The organism is Micromonospora sp. BQ11 (assembly GCF_052068135.1).
In the GTDB taxonomy this organism is placed as follows: domain Bacteria; phylum Actinomycetota; class Actinomycetes; order Mycobacteriales; family Micromonosporaceae; genus Micromonospora.
In genome coordinates this window covers 312,260-331,655 of the sequence record NZ_JBQHDB010000007.1, presented here as the reverse complement: position 1 = coordinate 331,655, position 19,396 = coordinate 312,260, and the positions used below count along the sequence as shown (strand labels likewise).

At 73.5% G+C, this 19,396-nt stretch carries 15 protein-coding genes and 1 riboswitch; of the genes, 9 read left to right on the top strand and 6 right to left on the bottom strand.

The window, feature by feature from the left end; translation table 11 throughout:
- Positions 1–64: 64 nt before the first annotated feature.
- The 3 genes from ACTMSW_RS17820 to ACTMSW_RS17810 all read right to left on the bottom strand — a co-directional run bounded on the left by ACTMSW_RS17820 (position 65) and on the right by ACTMSW_RS17810 (position 5,450).
- On the bottom strand, positions 65–2,017 hold the full coding sequence (locus ACTMSW_RS17820; RefSeq protein ID WP_441181724.1) for a DEAD/DEAH box helicase: 1,953 nt from the start codon (positions 2,015–2,017) through the stop codon (positions 65–67).
- 196 nt (positions 2,018–2,213) lie between these two features.
- Entirely contained in the window at positions 2,214–3,719 is a 1,506-nt protein-coding gene (locus ACTMSW_RS17815) for a hypothetical protein (RefSeq protein ID WP_441181723.1), read from the bottom strand.
- Positions 3,720–3,878: 159 nt separating this feature from the next.
- Complete coding sequence (locus tag ACTMSW_RS17810) at positions 3,879–5,450, bottom strand: C40 family peptidase (protein ID WP_441181722.1); 1,572 nt, start codon at positions 5,448–5,450, stop codon at positions 3,879–3,881.
- Between the two features lie 239 nt (positions 5,451–5,689).
- Between ACTMSW_RS17810 and mqnE the strand changes: the two genes are divergently transcribed.
- The 3 genes from mqnE (at position 5,690) to ACTMSW_RS17795 (ending at position 7,682) form a co-directional block, all read left to right on the top strand.
- Positions 5,690–6,859, top strand: coding sequence for an aminofutalosine synthase MqnE (gene mqnE, locus ACTMSW_RS17805; protein ID WP_441181721.1), 1,170 nt, complete (start codon positions 5,690–5,692; stop codon positions 6,857–6,859).
- Positions 6,860–6,926: 67 nt separating this feature from the next.
- On the top strand, positions 6,927–7,349 hold the full coding sequence (locus ACTMSW_RS17800) for a hypothetical protein (RefSeq protein WP_441181720.1): 423 nt from the start codon (positions 6,927–6,929) through the stop codon (positions 7,347–7,349).
- Positions 7,350–7,397: 48 nt separating this feature from the next.
- On the top strand, positions 7,398–7,682 hold the full coding sequence (locus ACTMSW_RS17795; protein WP_441181719.1) for a DUF4229 domain-containing protein: 285 nt from the start codon (positions 7,398–7,400) through the stop codon (positions 7,680–7,682).
- A 75-nt stretch (positions 7,683–7,757) separates the two neighbouring features.
- Here the strand turns inward: ACTMSW_RS17795 and ACTMSW_RS17790 are convergent, their stop codons facing one another.
- Entirely contained in the window at positions 7,758–9,104 is a 1,347-nt protein-coding gene (locus ACTMSW_RS17790) for a peptidase C39 family protein (protein WP_441181718.1), read from the bottom strand.
- A 213-nt stretch (positions 9,105–9,317) separates the two neighbouring features.
- Between ACTMSW_RS17790 and ACTMSW_RS17785 the strand changes: the two genes are divergently transcribed.
- From ACTMSW_RS17785 to ACTMSW_RS17770, 4 genes are all read left to right on the top strand, one after another.
- On the top strand, positions 9,318–11,213 hold the full coding sequence (locus ACTMSW_RS17785; protein WP_441181717.1) for a M14 family metallopeptidase: 1,896 nt from the start codon (positions 9,318–9,320) through the stop codon (positions 11,211–11,213).
- A 126-nt stretch (positions 11,214–11,339) separates the two neighbouring features.
- Positions 11,340–11,469: riboswitch (cobalamin riboswitch) on the top strand.
- Between the two features lie 83 nt (positions 11,470–11,552).
- On the top strand, positions 11,553–12,491 hold the full coding sequence (locus ACTMSW_RS17780) for an ABC transporter substrate-binding protein (protein ID WP_441181716.1): 939 nt from the start codon (positions 11,553–11,555) through the stop codon (positions 12,489–12,491).
- A gap of 32 nt (positions 12,492–12,523) precedes the next feature.
- Complete coding sequence (locus ACTMSW_RS17775; protein ID WP_441181715.1) at positions 12,524–13,642, top strand: FecCD family ABC transporter permease; 1,119 nt, start codon at positions 12,524–12,526, stop codon at positions 13,640–13,642.
- A complete protein-coding gene (locus tag ACTMSW_RS17770) occupies positions 13,639–14,445 on the top strand; it encodes an ABC transporter ATP-binding protein (protein WP_441181714.1) in 807 nt (268 codons plus the stop codon). The genes ACTMSW_RS17775 and ACTMSW_RS17770 overlap by 4 nt, the downstream gene beginning before the upstream one ends.
- Positions 14,446–14,732: 287 nt before the next feature.
- Here the strand turns inward: ACTMSW_RS17770 and ACTMSW_RS17765 are convergent, their stop codons facing one another.
- Together ACTMSW_RS17765 and ACTMSW_RS17760 are read right to left on the bottom strand one after the other, a co-directional pair.
- On the bottom strand, positions 14,733–15,506 hold the full coding sequence (locus ACTMSW_RS17765) for a VOC family protein (protein ID WP_441181713.1): 774 nt from the start codon (positions 15,504–15,506) through the stop codon (positions 14,733–14,735).
- A 144-nt stretch (positions 15,507–15,650) separates the two neighbouring features.
- Entirely contained in the window at positions 15,651–17,711 is a 2,061-nt protein-coding gene (locus ACTMSW_RS17760) for a HelD family protein (RefSeq protein WP_441181712.1), read from the bottom strand.
- A gap of 268 nt (positions 17,712–17,979) precedes the next feature.
- Between ACTMSW_RS17760 and ACTMSW_RS17755 the strand changes: the two genes are divergently transcribed.
- Both ACTMSW_RS17755 and ACTMSW_RS17750 read left to right on the top strand, forming a co-directional pair.
- On the top strand, positions 17,980–19,065 hold the full coding sequence (locus ACTMSW_RS17755; RefSeq protein ID WP_441181711.1) for an ADP-ribosyltransferase: 1,086 nt from the start codon (positions 17,980–17,982) through the stop codon (positions 19,063–19,065).
- A gap of 5 nt (positions 19,066–19,070) precedes the next feature.
- Positions 19,071–19,319, top strand: coding sequence for a hypothetical protein (locus tag ACTMSW_RS17750; RefSeq protein WP_441181710.1), 249 nt, complete (start codon positions 19,071–19,073; stop codon positions 19,317–19,319).
- Positions 19,320–19,396 lie beyond the last annotated feature (77 nt).

The window sequence follows — 19,396 nt, the reverse complement described above, 5'->3', positions numbered from 1 at the left end:
GCATGCGACAACGCCGCCGTGGGGCTCGGGGCCCCGCGACGGCGTTGTCAGGTGACGCTCGTGATCAGTGGGTACGCGCCGGCGGCCGGCCGCCGAAGCCCCGCCGCTCGTCGCGCGGTCGGTCGTCCCGGCCGCGCCCGTCGGACCGGACCGCCCGGTCGGAGTAGCTCCGGCCCTCGGTGGGCCGGTCGCCGTAGTGGCGCTCGCCCTGCGGCCGGTCGCCGTAGGCGCGCGGAGCCCGGTCGGAGTAGGTCCGGCCGTCGGTGGAGCGGTCCCCCTGGGGACGGTCGCCGTAGCCCCGGCTGTCGGTGGGCCGGTCGCCGTAGCCCCGGCTGTCGGTGGGCCGGTCGCCGTAGCGGCGGTCGGAGCGGTCGCCGAAGCCCCGCGCGTCCCGGTCGCCGTAGCGACGGTCGCCCTGCGGGCGGTCGCCGTAGCCGCGCTCGCCCTGGGGGCGGTCACGGTAGCTGCGGTCGCTCTGCGGGCGGTCGCCGTAGCTGCGCTCGCTCTGCGGGCGGTCGCCGTAGCCGCGGTCGCCCTGCGGGCGGTCACCGTAGCCGCGGGCGTCGGCGGGCCGATCGCCGTAGCGACGCTCGGAGCGGTCGCCGTAGCCGCGCGGACGGTCCCCGTAGCTGCGGGCCTCACCGGACCGGTCGCCGAAGCGGCGGTCACCCCGGTCGCCGAAGCGGCGCGGGCCGCCGGGCCGGTCGCCGTGCCGGCGCGGCTCGGGCTCCGCGCGCACCGGGACGCCGCTGGGCTCACGGGCGCCGGTCAGCTCGGCCAGGGCCGGGTCACCGGCCCGCACGCGGGTCTCCGCCGGCTCCACGCCGGCCTTCTCCAGCATGGCCAGGGTGGTCCGGCGCTGCTTCGGCAGCACCAGGGTGGCCACCGCGCCGGACTCGCCGGCACGTGCGGTGCGCCCCGCCCGGTGCAGGTAGTCCTTCGGGTCCTTCGGCGGGTCGACGTGCAGCACCAGCGAGACGCCGTCCACGTGGATGCCCCGGGCCGCCACGTCCGTGGCGACCAGCACGTTCACCCGGCCCTCCTTGAACTCGGCCAGGGTCTTCGTCCGCATCCGCTGGGTCTTGCCACCGTGCAGGCCACCGGCGCGTACGCCGACCGCCGCGAGCTGCTCGACCAGCCGGTCCACACCGAGCTGGGTACGGGCGAACACCATCGTCCGACCGTCCCGGGCGGCGATCGACGCCGCCACCGGGAACTTGTCGTGCGGCGGGATCAGCAACATGTGGTGGTCCATCGTGGACACCGAGGCGGTCGACGGCGCGGTCGAGTGGGTGACCGGGTCGGTCATGAACCGCTTGACCAGCGCGTCCACGTCACCGTCCAGAGTGGCGGAGAAGAGCAGGCGCTGGGTGCCGGCCGGCGTCTTCGCCAGCAGCTCGGTGACCTCGGGGAGGAAGCCCATGTCGGCCATCTGGTCGGCCTCGTCGAGCACGGTGATCTCGACATCGTCGAGGCGGCACACGCCCCGGTTGATCAGGTCGCCCAGGCGACCCGGGGTGGCCACGACGATCTCCACGCCGCGCCGGAGCGCGTCGATCTGCCGGTCGTACGGCACGCCGCCGACGGCGGTCTTGAGGAAGACGCCCACGGCCTTGCCGAGCGGCACCAGCGCGTCGTTCACCTGCATGGCGAGTTCCCGGGTGGGGACCAGGACCAGCGCGCGAGGGTGCAGCGGGCGGGCCCGGTTGCGCTCGGCCATGCGCGCCAGCAGCGGCAGGCCGAAGGCGAGGGTCTTGCCGGAGCCGGTCTGGCCGCGGCCGAGGACGTCCCGGCCGGCGAGCGCATCCGGCATGGTGGCGCGCTGGATCTCGAAGGGGGTGGTGATGCCCTGACGGGTGAGCACGCGGACCAGCGGCTCGGGCAGGCCCAGTGCGGCGAAGTCGACCGGCGCAGTCTCCTCGGCGGCGGCCGGCTCCCCGGCGACGGTCTCGTCGGTCAGCGGGGCGGTGGAGTCGAGGGCGGACGGAGTCGTGCCGGGGTCAGCAAAGATGGTCAAGAAATGCCTTTCGAGCGGGGCGCATCTTCGCGATGGCCTGCCGCAGCTGAGTGCCGCCGAATCGCCCGCAAGACCGCCCAGGGGCGCGCACGGCGCGCGCCAGGTCAGTGATCTACACCAGTGTACGGCGGTTTGGGAAACCCGCCACCGCGCCACGGACGCGTAGTGGGCGGGCTCACCCGCCCGTGGGCCGCGCTCAGTTGTTCAGGACCTTGCCGACCAGCCCGTCCACCGCGTCGCCGGCCAGCAGGACGACGAGCACGCTGATCCCCACGAGCAACCCCAGCGCGGTGGCCAGCACGACCACGACCCGGGCCGTCCGCGACCGCTCCTCGGCCGGGCTCGCGGCCCAGCCCTGGGCCAGGATGTGCCCGGTCAGCGAGCCGGAGTTCTCCAGGCCGGGGTTTCCGGGCAGAGCGACGGTGGCGAATCCCGGCCCGTCCGTGCCGCCGTAGAGGGTGCCCAGGTCGGGGCCAACCTGGTACCGGCCGGGTCCACCGCCGGTCGACCCGTCCCGGGCGGTGGGCCTGCCGGCGGGTACGCCGGGTGTGGCGGCACCGCCGGCCGACGACGCGGGAGGCGTCCACGCCCCGGAGCCGCCCGTGCCCGCGGTGCCGGACCGCCGGTCGGACGGATCGGTCGGCGGCGGCCAGGTCGGCAGAGCCGGCGCGGGCACCGTCGGAGGAGCGGAGCCCGGCGCGACGCCCCGTCCGGCAGGCGGCGCGGAGACCGGGGCGCCGGCCCGCGTGGAGGGGACGGACGGCGTGAAGGCGGGAAACGCCACAGCGGGCGGTGGGGCGACGGCGGGCGGTGCGGAGACCGGTGGGGCGACGGCGGGCGGCGCGGAAACCGGTGGGGCGGTGGCGGGCGGTGCGGAGACCGGCACGGCGGCGCGGCCGGTGAGGCGGCCCGGCGGTGCGGAGACCGGTGCACCGGACACCGCCGGTGGCGGCGGGAACGGCGGTGCCGGCGCGGGGCCGGGCGGCGGCGGGGGAGCGGGCACGGGTGGACCGGGCGGCGGCGCCGGCGGTCCGGGCAGCGGCGGCACGGGCCCCGGTGGGGTCGGGCCGGGCGGTGGCACCGGGCGGGGCAGGGGCGGCGTCGGCGCCGGCACGGGCGGCGGCGGTACCGGCGGCGTCGGGGAGGGCGGGTTCGGCCCGGGTACGGGAGGGATCGGCGCGGGTGCCGGCTCCGGTTCCGGGGTCGGTGGGGTCGGCGGCTTCGCCGGCTCCGGCGGCTGGGCGGGCTCCGGCGGCTCCGGGTTCACCGGGCCGGCCCGGTAGATCCGAGCCTCGCCGGTGTGCGAACGGATGGCCGCCGCCTCAGCGGCGGAGACCCGACTCGTGTCCGGAACCGTGACGCTGCCCCGGGCGGCACCGGCGGGTGGCTCCGACGACGCCACGGCCGGGGAGTCGGACTCGTCGGCGGGCGGGGTGGTGCCCCGCTGGGCGGGCACCGGAGGCATCGGGTCGGCGCTGCCCGTGGCCCGGTAGGTGGTGCTCCCCGCACGGCCGGGGGACGGGTCGACCCCGTCCTCGGGAGGGGCCACGGCGGTGGCGACGGTCGCCCGTGCCCGGGCCGGTACGGCGGCGGGCTGCTGCGGGCGTACGGCGTCGGGGCCGCCGGTGCCGGTTGAGGGGTCGGCGGGCTCGGGCGCGGACCTCCGGTCACCCGGTTCCGCCGGGACCTGCTGATCGACCATGCTCGCCTCCGCGCCACGCTTGCGCCCGGAGCCGTGCGGTCGGCCCGGGAGTGCCTGAGTCTCACCGTGCCACATTCCGCCCCTACGGCACAGTCGGAGCGCATTCCCTGGGCGGCGCGGGCGGGCCGCACCGCCCGGGGTGCAGTCGGTCGAACCAGGTCAGCTGCCGGTGCTCGCCGACGCGGTGGCCGAGGTGCTGCCGGAGGGTGCCGCGCTGCTCGCGGCCGTCGTCGGACTGGCGTTGCTGCTGGTGACCTGCGGCGACGGCGTGGTCGGTCCGGGAGCCGGGGGCGGCGTCGTGGCCGTGGGGGACGGTGACGTGGTGGGCGACGGAGTGGTCGTCGGGGTCGGCGTGGTCGTGGGGGTCGGCGTGGTCGTCGGGGTCGGCGTGGTCGTCGGGCTCGGGGTGGTCGTCGGGCTCGGCGACGTCGTCGGCAGCGGCGACCGCGTCGTCGACGGGGTCGGCTTCGGGGTGGGCTTCGGCTTCGGCGTGGCCGGCGCGGCCGGCGTGGTGGGCGGCGCCGGGACGGCACCGACGACCCGGGTCGCGGCGTAGAGCCGGGACCAGCGCACGTTGGAGATCTTGACCACGTCGCCGGTGGTCGGCGCGTGGATCATCTTGCCGCCGCCGATGTACATGCCCATGTGGTGGATCGTCGTCCAGCTCGTGCCCGAGGCGAAGAAGACCAGGTCGCCGGGGAGCAGCGCCGCCGGGGGCACGGTGCGGGAGCGGGTCGCGTAGTACTGGTCGCGGGACACCCGGGGCAGGCCGTCGTAACCCGCCGACCGGTACGCGGCCCAGACGAGGCCGGAGCAGTCGAACCGGTCCGGGCCCTCGGCGGCCCAGAGGTACGGGTCGCCGAGCTGTGCCCGCACGTAGGCGACGGCGGCCAACGCGGCGGGGTGCGCGGCCAGCCCGTTGGCGGTCTCGTTGGCCACGTAGCCGGCGCCGAGCTGCTGCTCGGCGGCCTCCTGCTGGCGTTCGATGACGATGAGCTGCGCGGCGTTGTCCTTGCGCAGCTGGACCAGCTTCGCCTCCTCGGCGCGCAGGCCCCGCTCGCCGGCGACGTACGCCTGGCGGGCCGTCGTCACCCGGCTCTCGGCGGCCACGAAGGCCTGCTGGGCGGCCTGCTCGCCGGTCCGGGCACGGGCGATCTCCTGCCTCGCCTCGGTCGTGTCGCCGCCCTCGACCCGCTCGCCCCGGGTGATCCGGGAGAGCTGGCTCAGGTCGTGCAGATCGCTCGCGAAGTCGCCCGGCGGCAGCGCCGCAGCGGCCTTGATCGCCTCGGTGGCGGTGGCGTCGGCGATGTCCTGCGCCCGGGCCAGGGCGTCGCGGGCCAGGGCCAGGTCCCGTTCGGCGGCGGCGAGCTGCGTCTCGGCGTCGGTGCGCCGCTGACGTAATACGAGCAGCTCGTCACCGAGTTGCCCGACCCGCGCCTCGACGGCGTAGATCTGCGCGGCGAGCGGGCCGGTGCCCACGTTGGTGACCGGCGTGGTGAGGCTGCCGGGACGGGTCGGCGTGCCGCCGGGCAGGTTCAGGGAGCCGGTGACGACCGGGCGGGCGCCGGTGTCCGGGACGGTGGTGGGCAGGCCCGGCTCCGCGTACGCGGGAGCGGCCAGCACGGCGGCGACGACCGCGCCGAGCAGGGCGGACCAGAGCCTCGGACGCAGCACCGGTGAGATCACCGGGCTCCGCCGACGCCGTCGTCGCCCGTACCCGCTGTCGACCATTCCGCTCCCCGTCCGACCGGCTTCGCCGCGACCGGTGCGCGCGGCGTCAGGACGCTATCAGTGGTGTGAAACGTCCCATCCTGTCTTACCGCACGCCGGCAACGATGTCGATGTGTCAGCGGGTAACGGAAGGCTGTGAGTCCGGTGAAGTGCGTCGCTGCGGGAGACCGTGCCGACGGTCCGTCGGGCGGCCGACGTAGGCTCGATCGGGACACCAGGGTGGAAGGACGTGGCTGGAGATGGACGCCGGACTCAAGCGTGAGCTCGAAGCGAAGGTGTACGCCGGCGAGCGGCTGACCCGTGAGGACGGGATCGCCCTCTACGAGAGCGACGACCTGACCTGGCTGGGCCGGCTGGCCCACCACCGGCGTACCGAGCTCAACGGCGACCGGGTGATGTTCAACGTCAACCGGCACCTCAACCTGACGAACGTCTGCTCCGCGTCGTGCGCGTACTGCTCGTTCCAGCGCAAGCCGGGCGAGAAGGACGCCTACACGATGCGTATCGAAGAGGCGGTCCGCAAGGCCAAGGAGATGGAGGACGAGCAGCTCACCGAGCTGCACATCGTCAACGGTCTGCACCCGACGCTGCCGTGGCGCTACTACCCGAAGGTGCTGCGCGAGCTGAAGGCGGCGCTGCCGAACGTCAAGCTCAAGTGCTTCACGGCCACCGAGGTGCAGTGGTTCGAGAAGATCAGCGGCCTGAGCGCCGACGAGATCCTCGACGAGCTGATGGACGCCGGCCTGGAGTCGCTGACCGGTGGCGGTGCGGAGATCTTCGACTGGGAGGTCCGCCAGCACATCGTCGACCACGCCTGCCACTGGGAGGACTGGTCGCGCATCCACCGGCTGGCCCACTCCAAGGGCATGAAGACGCCGTCCACGATGCTCTACGGCCACATCGAGGAGCCCCGGCACCGGGTCGACCACGTGCTGCGCCTGCGTGAGCTGCAGGACGAGACCGGTGGCTTCGCCGTCTTCATTCCGCTGCGCTACCAGCACGACTTCGTGGACTCGGCGGACGGCAAGATCCGTAACCGGATCCAGGCCCGCACCACGATGGCCTCGCCGGCCGAGTCGCTGAAGACCTTCGCGGTCTCCCGGCTGCTCTTCGACAACGTCCCCCACCTCAAGAACTTCTGGGTGATGCACGGGCTCTCGGTGGCCCAGCTCTCGCTGAACTTCGGCGTGGACGACCTGGACGGCTCGGTCGTGGAGTACAAGATCACCCACGACGCCGACTCGTACGGCACCCCGAACACCATGCACCGGGACGACCTGCTCCACCTGATCTGGGACGCCGGCTTCCAGCCCGTGGAGCGGGACACCCGCTACAACGTGGTCCGCGAGTACGACAAGGCCCCCTCGCTGGCCGAGCGTCGCGCCGAGCCGCAGCAGGTCTGGGCCTGACCGCGTACGCGGTGGCGCGGACGCCCGCACCGGTGGCGGGCGGCGGCTCGCGTACCCTCGTAGGGCCATGACCGAGCAGCGGAGCGGATTTCCCCGGCGCGACGCCGAGGGGCGTGTCCTCAGCCTGGGTGACCTGCTCGGGGTGGGCCTGGCGGGCCTGGTCGTCGGCCTGGTCGCGCTGGTGCTGTTCGACGCGGCGTTCGTGTCGTTCGGCGCGGGGGAGTTCGGTCGCGCCAACGGCTGGCTGGCGGTGATCCTGCCGGCGTGGCTCTACTGGGACGACTTCCGGGCCTGGGAGTTCGGCGCCGCCCGGGTGGTGGCCGCGCTGACGGCCGGCGTGCTGGCGGGCGTCGCCGGGCTGGGAGCGGCCGGCCTCGCGGCCGGGGCGCCGCCGCTGCTCTCCGGTGGGCTGGGCGCGGCGGTCTTCACCCTCGGGTACGCGGTGGTCTGGTTTCCCGGTGTCCGCTGGCTGGTCCGCAGGACGGGCTGAACCCTCCGCCCGGGGGCGACCCGGCGGCGAGAAACGGAGTGCGGAGAAGTGAGCGCGGCGGTCAAGTACACGCTGGGCCGGATCGGGCTGTTCGTCGTCGTGCTGGCGGCCCTCCTGCCCACCGACCTGGACATCTTCCTCAAGCTGATCGTGGCGCTGGCCTTCTCGGCCGCCGCGTCCTTCTTCCTGCTGCGGGGCTGGCGGGACGAGATGGCCGAGGAGATGGCCGCCGCCGCCGAGCGCCGCCGCGCCGAGAAGGAACGCCTCCGCTCCGCCCTGGCCGGCGACGACCAGCCCCCCACCTCCCCGGACTCCCCCGACTCCCCGCGTTGATCATGAAGCTGTTGCCCGCGGGCACGGCGTGTCGCGACGACAACTTCATGATCAACGGCGGGGGCGACGGGGTGGTTACCAGGTGGTCGAGTCGGGGGCGGCGGGCCAGGGGACGTCGGTGGGCTTGATCAGGTAGACCACGCCGCCGGAGCCGCTGCCGGTGCCGCCGGTGGCGGTGGTCCGCTTCGTCCGCAGCCAGATCTGCTCGAACTGCTCCCGGGGGTAGATGTGGCGGACCGCGTCGTTGCTCGACGAGGCGGGGTCGTTGACGACCACGTCGCCCTCGGCGGTGAAGCCCACCACCACGAAGAGGTGCCCCGCCGTGCCGTAGCCCGCGCCGTCCAGCTCGCTGGCGACGAAGGACTGGCTTGTCACCACGGGGATGCCAGCGGCGATGAACCGCTCCAGGTCGTCCAGCGAGTGCAGCCGGGTGACCCGAGCCTCCAGCCCGGCGAAGGTGGCCGCGTACGCGGTGTTGAACGGCCAGTTGCCGGCGCCGTCGTACTGGTGGTCGTAGACCATCCGGGCGGCGTGGTTGACCGTCGGATCGGGGTAGGCCGGGTTCACCCAGGCGGTGTCCGCCGCGGACGCCCGCCGACCCCAGTACTCGATCACCATCGTGGTGGAGGTGGGGGAGCACCAGGCCTGACCGCCGCCGTCGTACTCCGGGTAGTGGCCGGTGTGGATGTTCTGCGAGTAGCGGGGGACGGCCAGCTCGGTGCCCCAGGCGATCCCGCCGGCGCTCGGCGGCACGGTGAACCGGTCCGGCACCGTGGAGCTCATCGCGCCGACCATGCGTGCCGTCGGCGTCGCGCTGGTCGTCGGGTCCCGGTAGAGGGTCACCCGTAGCTGGTACGCCCGCAGCAGCACCCCGGCGGACGGATCGTTGACGGCGAACGTGTCGGTCCAGACGCTGGAGACCTTGTCGCCCTGCTTGTCGACGCTGGTCCGCTTGATGTCCGCGTCACCGGAGGCCCACCGGCTCAACACGTACCACGGGGTGCGGGTGCCGGTGCTGTAGGTGCCCTGGAGTTCGACCTGGAGCCAGGTGCCGGCGGGGGTGTCGGCGTTCCAGGAGGCGATCAGCTCGGTCGCGTCGAACCCGACCGCGGTGACCGGCGAGGTCCAGGTCCCGTACGCCCAGGTACGTCGGGTGCCGGTGTGCGGGTCCTTGTAGAGGGTCGTGCCGATCGGGGTGCCGAGCGTGAGACCGGTGGGAGTGACCACGGTGCCGGCGGCGCTGCCGGCCCGCCAGTCCGTCTCGCCGGACCAGTCGTGGAAGGCGATCTGTTCGTCGTGGACGGTGCGGAGAGCCGGGGCGGCCGTCGGGGCCGCCCCGGCGGGGGTGGGTGTGAGGGTGCCGAGCAGGGTGAGGGTGGTGGCGCCGGCAAGGGTGGCGGCACGAAGGCGAGATCGGGTCACTGGTCCTCCGCTTCCTGATGGGCGGATCGTTGGCGGTCAGTGTCCCGCTCGGAGGGAATTTTCGCCAGAGGTCGCCAGAAGGAAACTTCTTGCCGGCATGAGGATCCGGCTGACATGGATCAATTAAACGACGGATGTTGATATGACCATGTGACGGGTGGTGGAGTGTCCTCCACCGTGCGGGATCTCTCCCGCGCCCCGAGGAGGTTGTCCATGGCCTTCCGCAACCCCGCCCTCCGTCGCCGTCTCGCCCTCGTCGTCGCCGGTGCACTCGGCGTGCTCACCCTCGCCGCACCCCCGGTCTCGGCCCGCCCCGGACCGGACCGCTCCGGCGAACCGGCCGCCGTGTCGTACCGGGTGCTCGGCCCCCGTACGCTCGCCGACCGCAACGCCGTCGCCGGCACCGGCGCGTCGATCGACTACTCCGAACACGGTGTGCTGCACATCAGCGCCACCCGCGCGGAGGCCGCCGCGATCACCCGGCTCGGCTTCCGGCTGGAGGCCACCGCCGCGGCCCCCACCGACCGGGGAGCCGACACCCACGGTCACGCCGAGGGGGACGTCGGGACGCTCGCGTTCCCGCCGGCCGACTCCAACTACCACGACTACGCCGAGCTGACCGCCGTGGTGAACAAGGTCGTCGCCGACCACCCGACGATCGCCCGGAAGATCAGCATCGGGACGTCGTACGAGGGACGCGACCTGATGGCGGTGAAGATCTCCGACAACGTCGCCACCGACGAGGCGGAGCCGGAGATCCTCTTCAACGCCCAGCAGCACGCCCGTGAGCACCTGACCGTCGAGATGGCGATCTACCTGCTCAACCTGTTCACCGACAACTACGGCACCGACTCCCGGATCAGCAGCATCGTCAACGGCCGGGAACTGTGGATCGTGCCGACGGTGAACCCGGACGGCAGCGAGTACGACATCGCCACCGGCTCGTACCGGTCCTGGCGGAAGAACCGGCAGCCCAACAGCGGCTCGTCGTACGTCGGCACCGACCTGAACCGGAACTGGGGCTACCTGTGGGGCTGCTGCGGCGGCTCGTCCGGGTCCACCTCGTCGGACACCTACCGGGGCCCGTCGGCGTTCTCCGCGCCGGAGACCCAGGCGCTGCGGAACTTCGTCAACAGCCGGGTGGTCGGCGGCAGCCAGCAGATCAAGGCGAACATCGACTTCCACACGTACTCGGAGCTGATCCTCTGGCCGTTCGGCCACACGACCGCCAACACGACCACCGGGATGACGGCCGACCAGTACAACACCTTCGCCACCATCGGCCAGCAGATGGCGAACACCAACGGCTACACCCCGGAGCAGGCCAGCGACCTGTACATCACCGACGGCGGCAGCATCGACTGGATGTGGGCGACACACGGCATCTGGGCGTACACCTTCGAGCTGTACCCGGGCTCGGCCGGCGGCGGCGGCTTCTACCCGCCCGACGAGGTCATCCCGCAGCAGACCACCCGCAACCGGGACGCCGTGCTGCTCCTCAGCGAGTACGCCGACTGCCCGTACCGGGCCATCGGCAAGCAGGCGCAGTACTGCGGCGGCGGTGGCGGCGGCACCACGGTCTGGTCGGACACCTTCGAGACCGCCACCGGCTGGACGACCAACCCGTCCGGCACCGACACCGCGACCCTCGGGGCGTGGGAGCGGGGCGCCGCCCAGGCGACCACCTCCAGTGGCGCGAAGCAGCTCACCCCGTACGCCGGGAGCAACGACCTGGTCACCGGCCGGCTGGCCGGCACCGCAGCGGGTGAGCACGACGTCGACGGCGGCGTGACCAGCGCCCGGTCCCCGGCGGTGACCCTGCCGTCCTCGGGCACGTTGACGCTCTCCCTGGCCTGGTACCTCGCCCACGGCTCCAACGCCAGCTCGGCGGACTACCTCCGGGTCAGCGTCGTGCACAACGGCGGCACCACCGCGCTGCTCACCCAGGCCGGCGCGGCGACCAACCGCAACGGCTCGTGGGCGGTGGCCAACCTCAACCTGACCCCGTACGCGGGCCAGTCGGTCCGCATCCTCGTCGAGGCTGCGGACGCCTCGGGCGCGAGCCTGGTCGAGGCGGCTGTGGACAACGTCACCATCACCAGCTCCTGATAGCCGGTGGGGCCCCGTTCAGCCCCCATCGGGGCCCCACCCACCTCCCATCCCTCGCCGATCCGGGACATAACGGCGCTGCTCACGACCGTCGAGCAGCGACCGGCCCCCGGATCGGCGAGGCGCGTACGGGGCGTGCGCTACCGTCGTACCGACCAATCCGCAGCGAAGCCGGTGCGAAACCGGCGCTGTCCCGCAACTGTGATGCCCCTGATCGGGGACGAGCCAGGTCGCCTGCGGTCGGTCGCGACACGCGCTCTCGAGGAAGGGCGCCTCGCGGACGGGCGCCCCCGCTCCCTGTCGGCGAAGCACCACGCTCCTCGACCGACAGGAGGACCCATGTCCAGACGTACCCCCCGGCTCTTCGCCGCGACCCTCGCGGTCGCCGCGATCGCCCTCGGCGCCTGCGCCGAGAAGACCGCCGACACCCCCGCGGCCGGCGGCAGCCCGTCGGCCGCCGCCAGCTTCCCGGTCACCGTCGGCTCGCTGACCCTCGAAGAGCGGCCGGAGAAGATCGTGTCGCTGTCGGCGACCGCCACCGAGATGCTCTTCGCCATCGGCGCCGGCAAGCAGGTGACCGCCGTGGACGACAACTCGAACTATCCGGCCGAGGCGCCGAAGACCGACCTCTCCGGCTTCCAGCCGAACGCCGAGGCGATCGCCGCCAAGAGCCCCGACCTGGTGGTGCTCTCCGACGACCGCAACAAGGTCGTCGAACAGCTCACCGCCCTGAAGATCCCGGTGTTCCTCACCCCGGCGGCCACCACGCTGGACGACTCGTACCGGCAGATCACCGAGCTGGGCACCCTCACCGGGCACCCGGCCGAGGCCGCCGACGTGACGAAGCGGATGAAGGACGACATCGCCAAGCTCGTGGCGGAGCTGCCGAAGCGGACGGAGAAGCTCACCTACTTCCACGAGCTGGGCCCGGACCTGTACACCGCCACCAGCAAGACGTTCATCGGCTCCATCTACGCGCTGGCCGGCCTGGAGAACATCGCCGACCCGTCCGACGCCGACGGCAGGAACGGTGGCTACCCGCAGCTCTCGCAGGAGGTCATCGTCAAGGCCAACCCGGACTTCGTGTTCCTCGCCGACACCAGGTGCTGCCAGCAGAGTGCCGACACGGTCAAGGCCCGGGCCGGCTGGGCCGGCGTCACCGCGGTGAAGAACAACCAGGTCGTCGGCCTCGACGACGACGTCGCCTCCCGGTGGGGCCCGCGCGTCGTGGACCTGCTCCGCGCCATCGTCGACGCGACCGCCAAGGTGCCGGCGTGACGCTCGCCCACTGTTAACAGGGGACCCTTTCCATGCAGCAGGCGTTAAGAAGGGGCCCTTCCTTGCCAGCAGCACCTGCCCGGCCGGCCGGGACGCCAAGCGCGTCCCGGCCGGCCGGGCTGCGGCCGGGCTGGCTCGTCGCCGGCGTCGCCGCCGTGCTGGTCGCCCTGGTCGCGGGGGTGTCGTTCGGCGCGGTGAGCCTGCCGCCGGGCAGCGTCGCGGCCGAGCTGCTCAACCTCATTCCCGGCGTACGCCTCGACAGCGGGCTGACCGAGCGGGAGATCGCCATCGTCACCGAGCTGCGGCTGCCCCGGGTGGTGCTCGGCCTCCTCGTCGGTGGACTGCTCGCCCTGGCCGGCGGCGCCTACCAGGCCGTGTTCCGCAACCCGCTGGCCGACCCGTACCTGCTCGGGGTGGCCGCCGGCGCCGGTCTCGCGGTCACGGTCGTACTCACTCTCGGCGTCGGGGCGGGCGGTGCCCTGACCGGCCTGCCGGTCGGTGTACCCCTCGCGGCGTTCGTCGGGGCGATCGCGGCGGTCGCCATGACGTACCTGCTGGGTGCCTCGTCTGAACGGGGCCGCTCCCCGGCGACCCTCATCCTGGCCGGCGTGGCGGTGTCCGCGTTCCTCTCCGCCGGGCAGACCTACCTGCTGCAACGCAATTCCGACAGCATCCAGCAGGTCTACTCGTGGCTGCTCGGGCGGCTCGCCACCGCCGGCTGGCACGACGTCCGGCTGGTCCTGCCCTACTTCCTGCTCACCGCTGTGGTCGTGCTCCTGCACCGCCGGGAGCTGGACGTGCTCTCCCTCGGCGACGACGAGGCGGCCAGCCTCGGCCTGCACCCGCAGCGCTCCCGGTACCTGCTCATCGCCGCCGCCTCGCTGGGCACCGCAGCCGCCGTGTCCGCCTCCGGCCTGATCGGCTTCGTCGGCATCATCGTGCCGCACGCCGTACGCCTGCTCGCCGGGTCGAGCTACCGGGTGATCCTGCCGCTGTCGCTGCTGTTCGGCGGCGCGTTCCTGGCGCTGACCGACGTGGTCGCCCGTACCGCCGCCGCCCCCGAGGAGATCCCGATCGGCGTGGTCACCGCCCTACTCGGCGGCCCGTTCTTCGTCCTCGTCCTGCGTACCTCCCGGCGGGTCCTCGGATGACGGCCCCGGCACCGGCCGGCGGCCCGCCCGCGCCCGCCGTCGAGGTCCGCGACCTGCACGTCCGCCTGGACGGCGTGCCGATCCTGACCGGCGTCGACCTGACGGTCGCCGCCGGGGAGTGGGTCACCGTGATCGGCCCGAACGGCGCCGGCAAGTCGACCCTGTTGCGCGCCGTCGGCGGCCTGCTGTCCGCGCCGCGCGCCATCACCCTCTTCGGTACGCCGAGCGAGGCGCTGCGCCGCCGCCACCGCGCCCGGGTCGTCGCCACCGTGGCCCAGTCCCCGGCCGTGCCGGCCGGCATGTCGGTGCTGGACTACGTGCTGCTCGGCCGGACCCCGTACATCCCCCCGCTCGGGCGGGAGTCCGCCGCCGACCTCGCCGTCGCGTACGACGTACTGGACCGGCTGGACCTGACCGGATTCCACGCCCGGGAACTGGCCACCCTCTCCGGCGGTGAGCGGCAGCGCGTCTTCCTCGCCCGGGCGCTCGCCCAGGGCGCCACGCTGCTGCTGCTCGACGAGCCGACCAGCGCACTCGACATCGGCCACCAGCAGGAGGTGCTGGAACTGGTCGACCAGCTCCGCCGCGAGAACGGCCTGACGGTGCTCGCCACCATGCACGACCTCTCCATCGCCGGCGAGTACGCCGACCGCATGGTGCTGCTCTCCGACGGCCGGGTGGTCGCCACCGGCCCGCCTCGCGAGGTCCTGACCGAGGAACACCTGGCCCGCTACTACCGCGCCACGGTCAAGGTCGTCACCGGCGACCACGGCCCCCTGGTGGTCCCCATCCGCCCCCACTGACCCCCCCCGTCCCCGCCCCGCGCCCCGCGCCCCGCGCCCCGCGCCAAGATCATTCACGCCTTCATTGAAGTCGGGCTGTCCCCGACACGCCGACACCCCGACTTCAATGAAGGCGAGTTGATCTTCGGAAGCGGAGACCGTTGGGGCGTCGCGATCATGCACTTTGTGTCCCGGCACAAGCTCCGGAAAAGGGGCTTATCGGCGACCCAAAGTGCAAGATCGCCGGGCCGAAGCCGGGTCGGGGTCGGCGCCGGGGTGGGCGGGAGTAGGGGGCGAAGGGAAGGGGGTCAGGTGCCGGGGGTGATCAGGGCGATGACGTTGAAGAGGGCGCCTTCGGGGTCGCAGAGGGCGGCGTAGCGGCCCGTCGGGATGTCCCGGGGCGGGACCAGGATGGTGCCGCCGAGGGTCGCCGCGCGCGCCGCCGCGGCGTCGGCGTCGTCCACCCCGAAGTAGACCGTCCAGTACGCGGGTGAGTCGGCCGGGACGTCGTCGCCGAGGCGCGGCATCATCCCGCCCACGATGCGCTCACCCAGTCGCCAGCCCGTGTAGGTGATCGGACCCATCGGCTGGTCGTCGGGTCGCCAGCCGAAGACCAGCTCGTAGAAGTCCTTCGCGCCGTCCGGGTCGGGGGTGACCAGCTCGGTCCAGCTCAGCGCGCCGGGTACGTCGAACACCTCGGCGCCCGCCATGGCCATCGGCTGCCAGACGCTGAAACTCGCGCCCGCCGGGTCGGCGAAGACGGCCATCCGGCCCCGGTCGAACACCTCGAACGGCGGCACCACCACCTGCCCACCGGCCCGTTCCACCCGGCCGGCCACGAGGTCCGCGTCGTCGGTGGCCATGTAGACCGACCAGATCGGCACTTGGTCGGGGATCGCCGGCGGACCCACCCCCGCCACCGACCGACCGCCGAGCAGGAAGACCGTGTAACCGCCCGCCTCCGGCTCCGGGGTGATCCGTCCGGTCCACCCGAACAGCTCCGGGTAGAAGCGCCGGGCATCGGCCAGCCCCGGCGTGGCCAGGTCGGTCCAGCAGGGCGTGCCCGGCGGGACGGTGCTCACGTCGACCCCTCTCGGCGGAGGCGGCCACTCCTCGGCACGCCCTGTCGGCATCGTGGCACCGCCGACCCGCCGTCCGGGGCGGGAACGGGCGAAACGTCAACTGAACCGGCGACCCCCGTCGTCACCGCGTACACCCGACGGGCGTCAGCCCAGCGGAGCGGGCAGCGGCGCGGTGTGCAGCACGGCGAGCCGGGAGACGGCCCGGGTGAGCACCACGTACAGGCGGTGCAGCCCGCGCGGCTCGGCGGCGACGATCGCGGCCGGCTCGACCACCACGACGTGGTCGTACTCCAGGCCCTTGACCAGGGTCGCGGGCACCACCGTGACGCGGGCGGCGGACGCCGGGTCGTCGGCGGTCGCGGTCGGGATCCCGGCGGCGGCCAGCGCCGCCCGCAGCTCCTCCACCGCGTCGTCCGCCGCGATCACACCCACCGAGCCGTCGTACGTCAGGGCCGCGCGCACCTCGAGCACCGTCGCGGTGACCAGGTCGCCGACGGTACGCACGTCGAGCGCGCCGTCCCGGCGCAGCGACTCGGCCGGGGGCACGTCGACGGCGAGCGCCGGCAGCAACCGGTTGGCGAACGTGACCACGGCGGCGGGCACCCGGAAGCCGACGGTCAACGGCACCACGACGGCGTGCGGCTTGCCGAGGTGGCGCAGCGACTCCCGCCAGTCGGTCGCCGCCCACGGCGCGGTGCCCTGCGCCAGGTCGCCGAGGAGGGTGACCGATCCGTGCTCGCTGCGGCGGGCCAGCGCCCGGCACTGCATGGGGGAGAGGTCCTGCGCCTCGTCCACCACCACGTGCCCGTAGCCGGCCGGCCGCTCGATCAGGCCGGCGGCCTCGTCGACGAGCACGGCGTCGGCGGCGGTCCACCGCATCGCCTTCGGGGTGCGTGCCGGCTTCGCCGGGCGGAGCAGGGCCGACTCGTCCGGAGTGAGCAACCCGTCGGCCGCGGCGGCCAGCGCGTCCGGATCGGTGAGCAGGCGGTGCACCAGCCCTTCCGGGGTGAGCGCCGGCCAGACCGCGTCGAGGAAGCCGACCACCTCACGGGACTTCCCCATCCGGCGCAGCCAGGCGTCGCTCGGTGACTCGGCCCGCCGGGCCTCCGCCTGCCGCTGCAGCAGGCCCACCACGCGCGCCCGGACCCGCTCGCGACCGGTGCCGTACGGCAGACCCTCCCGACGGGTCTCCTCGACGATCCGGTGCAGCGGCTCCAGACCGATCCGCCAGCGGAAGGACCCGTCCGGCATGACGATCGGCTCGGTCGGCTCGCCGATGTGCGCGTCCACCGCGCGCCGGAGCACGTCGGCCATCCGCGCGTCGTGCTTGACCGCCGCCACCCCCGGGTCCTCGACCGCCCGCACCGGAACCCGTTCGATCAGGTCCTCCACCGTGGCCTGGTCGACCTCCACCTCACCGAGAGCCGGCAGCACCGCCGCGATGTACGACAGGAAGGCCCGGTTCGGGCCGACGATCAGCACGCCCGAGCGGCGCAGCCGCTCCCGGTGCAGGTAGAGCAGGTACGCGGCCCGGTGCAGGCCGACCGCCGTCTTGCCGGTGCCGGGGGCGCCCTGGACGCAGATCGAGTCGGCCAGGTCGGCCCGCACCAGCTCGTCCTGCTCGGGTTGGATGGTGGCGACGATGTCCCGCATCGGCCCGACGCGTGGTCGCTCGATCTCGGCGGTGAGGATCCGGCTGGCCGTACCCAGCTCCTCGCCCCGGTCCAGGTGCTCGTCCTCGAAGCTGGTCAGGTCACCGCCGTTGAAGCCGAAGCGGCGGCGGACGGCCACCCCCTGCGGTTCACGGGCGCTGGCCCGGTAGAACGACCGGGAGACCGGGGCCCGCCAGTCCAGCACCAGTGGTTCGCCCCGCTCGTCGGTGACGTGTCGCCGACCGACGTGGTACGCCCGGCCGGCGTGGTCGGCGTCCTCGTCGTGCGGTCCGCCGGCGGGTGTCCCACCGAAGTCGAGACGGCCGAAGAAGAGCGGCGTGGTCGGGTCGTCGGCCAGCTCGGCGACCCGCCGGGCCATGTGCCGGCCGAGCTGTTCGGCCGTGTACGCGTCCCCGGCGACCTTGTCGCCGGTGGCGAAGAGCGCCTCGGCGCGTTCGCGCATCCGGCGCAACGCGGCGCGGGACTCCTCCAGATGGTCCCGCTCGGCGGTGAGCTCGGTGTCCAGTGACTGTTCATGGGCGTGCAGGGTCATCCTCGTACCTCTCGGGGAAGAACTCTGCCGCTCGCGTGTCCGACCTGTCGGTCGGCGCGGGGACGTCCGCTGCGGTGCTACACACCTCGGCCGTCGGGCGGGAAGGGAAGCAGTTTACTGCGATCCCGGACGCCGGCAACCGCATTTCCGCCGGTCCCGCCGGACGGGGCTGGCCGGGTCTGGTCCCGCCCGCTACGCTCCGGTGCGACCTGGTGATCCACAGTCGACCGCGTCGCGCCGGATCCGGTGCCGAGTCGGAGGGCCGAGCATGGGGCTGGAGCTGCCCGCCGAGCTGACCGAGCCGTTGAGCTGGATCGGCCTGGAATGGCCGCAGGCCGACGAGGAACTGCTCTTCGCCGCGGGACAACGCTGGCTGGAGTTCGGCCTGCACCTGCAACAGGTCGCCGAGCGGGCCGAGGCGGCGGCGCAGTCGGTCTGGCAGGCCAACGTGGGTGAGACCGTCGACGCCTTCCAGCAGTGGTGGCAACGCGACGACGGCCCACGGCTGCGGCTGCGGGAGGACGCGATCGCGGCCCAGCTCATCGGTGCGGCGCTGATCGCCTTCGCGGCGCTGACCCTGGCCATGAAGATCGCCTTCTTCGTCCAGCTGGTGGTCCTGCTGGTGCAGGTGTCGATGGCGATCGCCGCCGCCGTACCGACCGCCGGGGCGTCGACGGCCGCCGTGCCGGGTTTCGTCGCCGCGACGCGGATCGTCTGCCAACGGCTCGTCCGGATGCTCGTCGACCAGGTGCAGACGCTGCTCAAGGAGATCCTGGAACGGGCGAAGAGCCTCCTCAAGATCGTCCGGCGGCGGCCGGGTGCCGCCCGGCCTCCGCGCACTCCCGGACCCGACCCGACGCCGGTCGGCGCTCCCGCGGGGCGTGCCCTCACCGACGCCGACCGCGCGGCCCTCACCGACTACACCGGCCCCGGCTACCGGGCGATGAACCCCTTCCTGCGCGACCCGGGGAAGTACACGCCGGACGAGGCCGCCGCGCTCCAGGCCCGCGCCGACCGGGTCTCCGAGGCCCTGGCCAGGTTGCCCGAGCGGCCGGGGACCACCTACCGGGGTGGCCAGTACCCCGACGACCTGCTGGCCCGCTACGAACCGGGACAGGTCGTGACCGAACGCGCCTTCACCAGCACCTCCACCGATCCACGGGTCGCTCAGGGCGCGTTCGACGGCAACACGGTCATGGTGATCTCGGGCCGGAACGGGCGCGACGTCGCCCCGTACTCCGAGTACCCGGACGAGGCGGAGATTCTGTACGACCAGGCGACCAACTTCAAGGTGACCAGCAAGGCGTGGGATGCTGACCTCGGTAAGTGGGTCGTGACGATGGAGGAGGTGTGAGCCGCATGACGCCAGCCCAGGAGCCCGTCAGCGACGAGGAGCGGGAGCGCGCGGCCCGCGCGGTCGAGCAGCTCAAGCGCGATCTCGCCGCCGCGTCCGGCCGGCCGGCGCCAACGCGTACCGACCCGGGGAAGTTCAGCGACCCCATCGGCCTGGACCGCGACGGCAACTACCAGCGCCCGCTCGACGAGCGGGAGCGCGCACACCTCGACGAGGTGCGCCGCCGTGCCACCGAGGACTCCGACGAACGCTGACGACACGACGGTACGGACGGGTGCGGGTTGGGTTGGCCACTCCGCTGGCGTCCCGCTGAGTCCGCGAACCGGGCCGG

Bases quoted from the DNA above. Each gene is read 5' to 3' on its own strand.
- ACTMSW_RS17815 (WP_441181723.1), bottom strand. From the start codon at position 3,719: ATGGTCGATCAGCAGGTCCCGGCGGAACCGGGTGACCGGAGGTCCGCG.
- ACTMSW_RS17810 (WP_441181722.1), bottom strand. From the start codon at position 5,450: ATGGTCGACAGCGGGTACGGGCGACGACGGCGTCGGCGGAGCCCGGTG.
- mqnE (WP_441181721.1), top strand. From the start codon at position 5,690: ATGGACGCCGGACTCAAGCGTGAGCTCGAAGCGAAGGTGTACGCCGGC.
- ACTMSW_RS17800 (WP_441181720.1), top strand. From the start codon at position 6,927: ATGACCGAGCAGCGGAGCGGATTTCCCCGGCGCGACGCCGAGGGGCGT.
- ACTMSW_RS17785 (WP_441181717.1), top strand. From the start codon at position 9,318: ATGGCCTTCCGCAACCCCGCCCTCCGTCGCCGTCTCGCCCTCGTCGTC.
- ACTMSW_RS17780 (WP_441181716.1), top strand. From the start codon at position 11,553: ATGTCCAGACGTACCCCCCGGCTCTTCGCCGCGACCCTCGCGGTCGCC.
- ACTMSW_RS17775 (WP_441181715.1), top strand. From the start codon at position 12,524: ATGCAGCAGGCGTTAAGAAGGGGCCCTTCCTTGCCAGCAGCACCTGCC.
- ACTMSW_RS17770 (WP_441181714.1), top strand. From the start codon at position 13,639: ATGACGGCCCCGGCACCGGCCGGCGGCCCGCCCGCGCCCGCCGTCGAG.
- ACTMSW_RS17760 (WP_441181712.1), bottom strand. From the start codon at position 17,711: ATGACCCTGCACGCCCATGAACAGTCACTGGACACCGAGCTCACCGCC.
- ACTMSW_RS17755 (WP_441181711.1), top strand. From the start codon at position 17,980: ATGGGGCTGGAGCTGCCCGCCGAGCTGACCGAGCCGTTGAGCTGGATC.
- ACTMSW_RS17750 (WP_441181710.1), top strand. From the start codon at position 19,071: ATGACGCCAGCCCAGGAGCCCGTCAGCGACGAGGAGCGGGAGCGCGCG.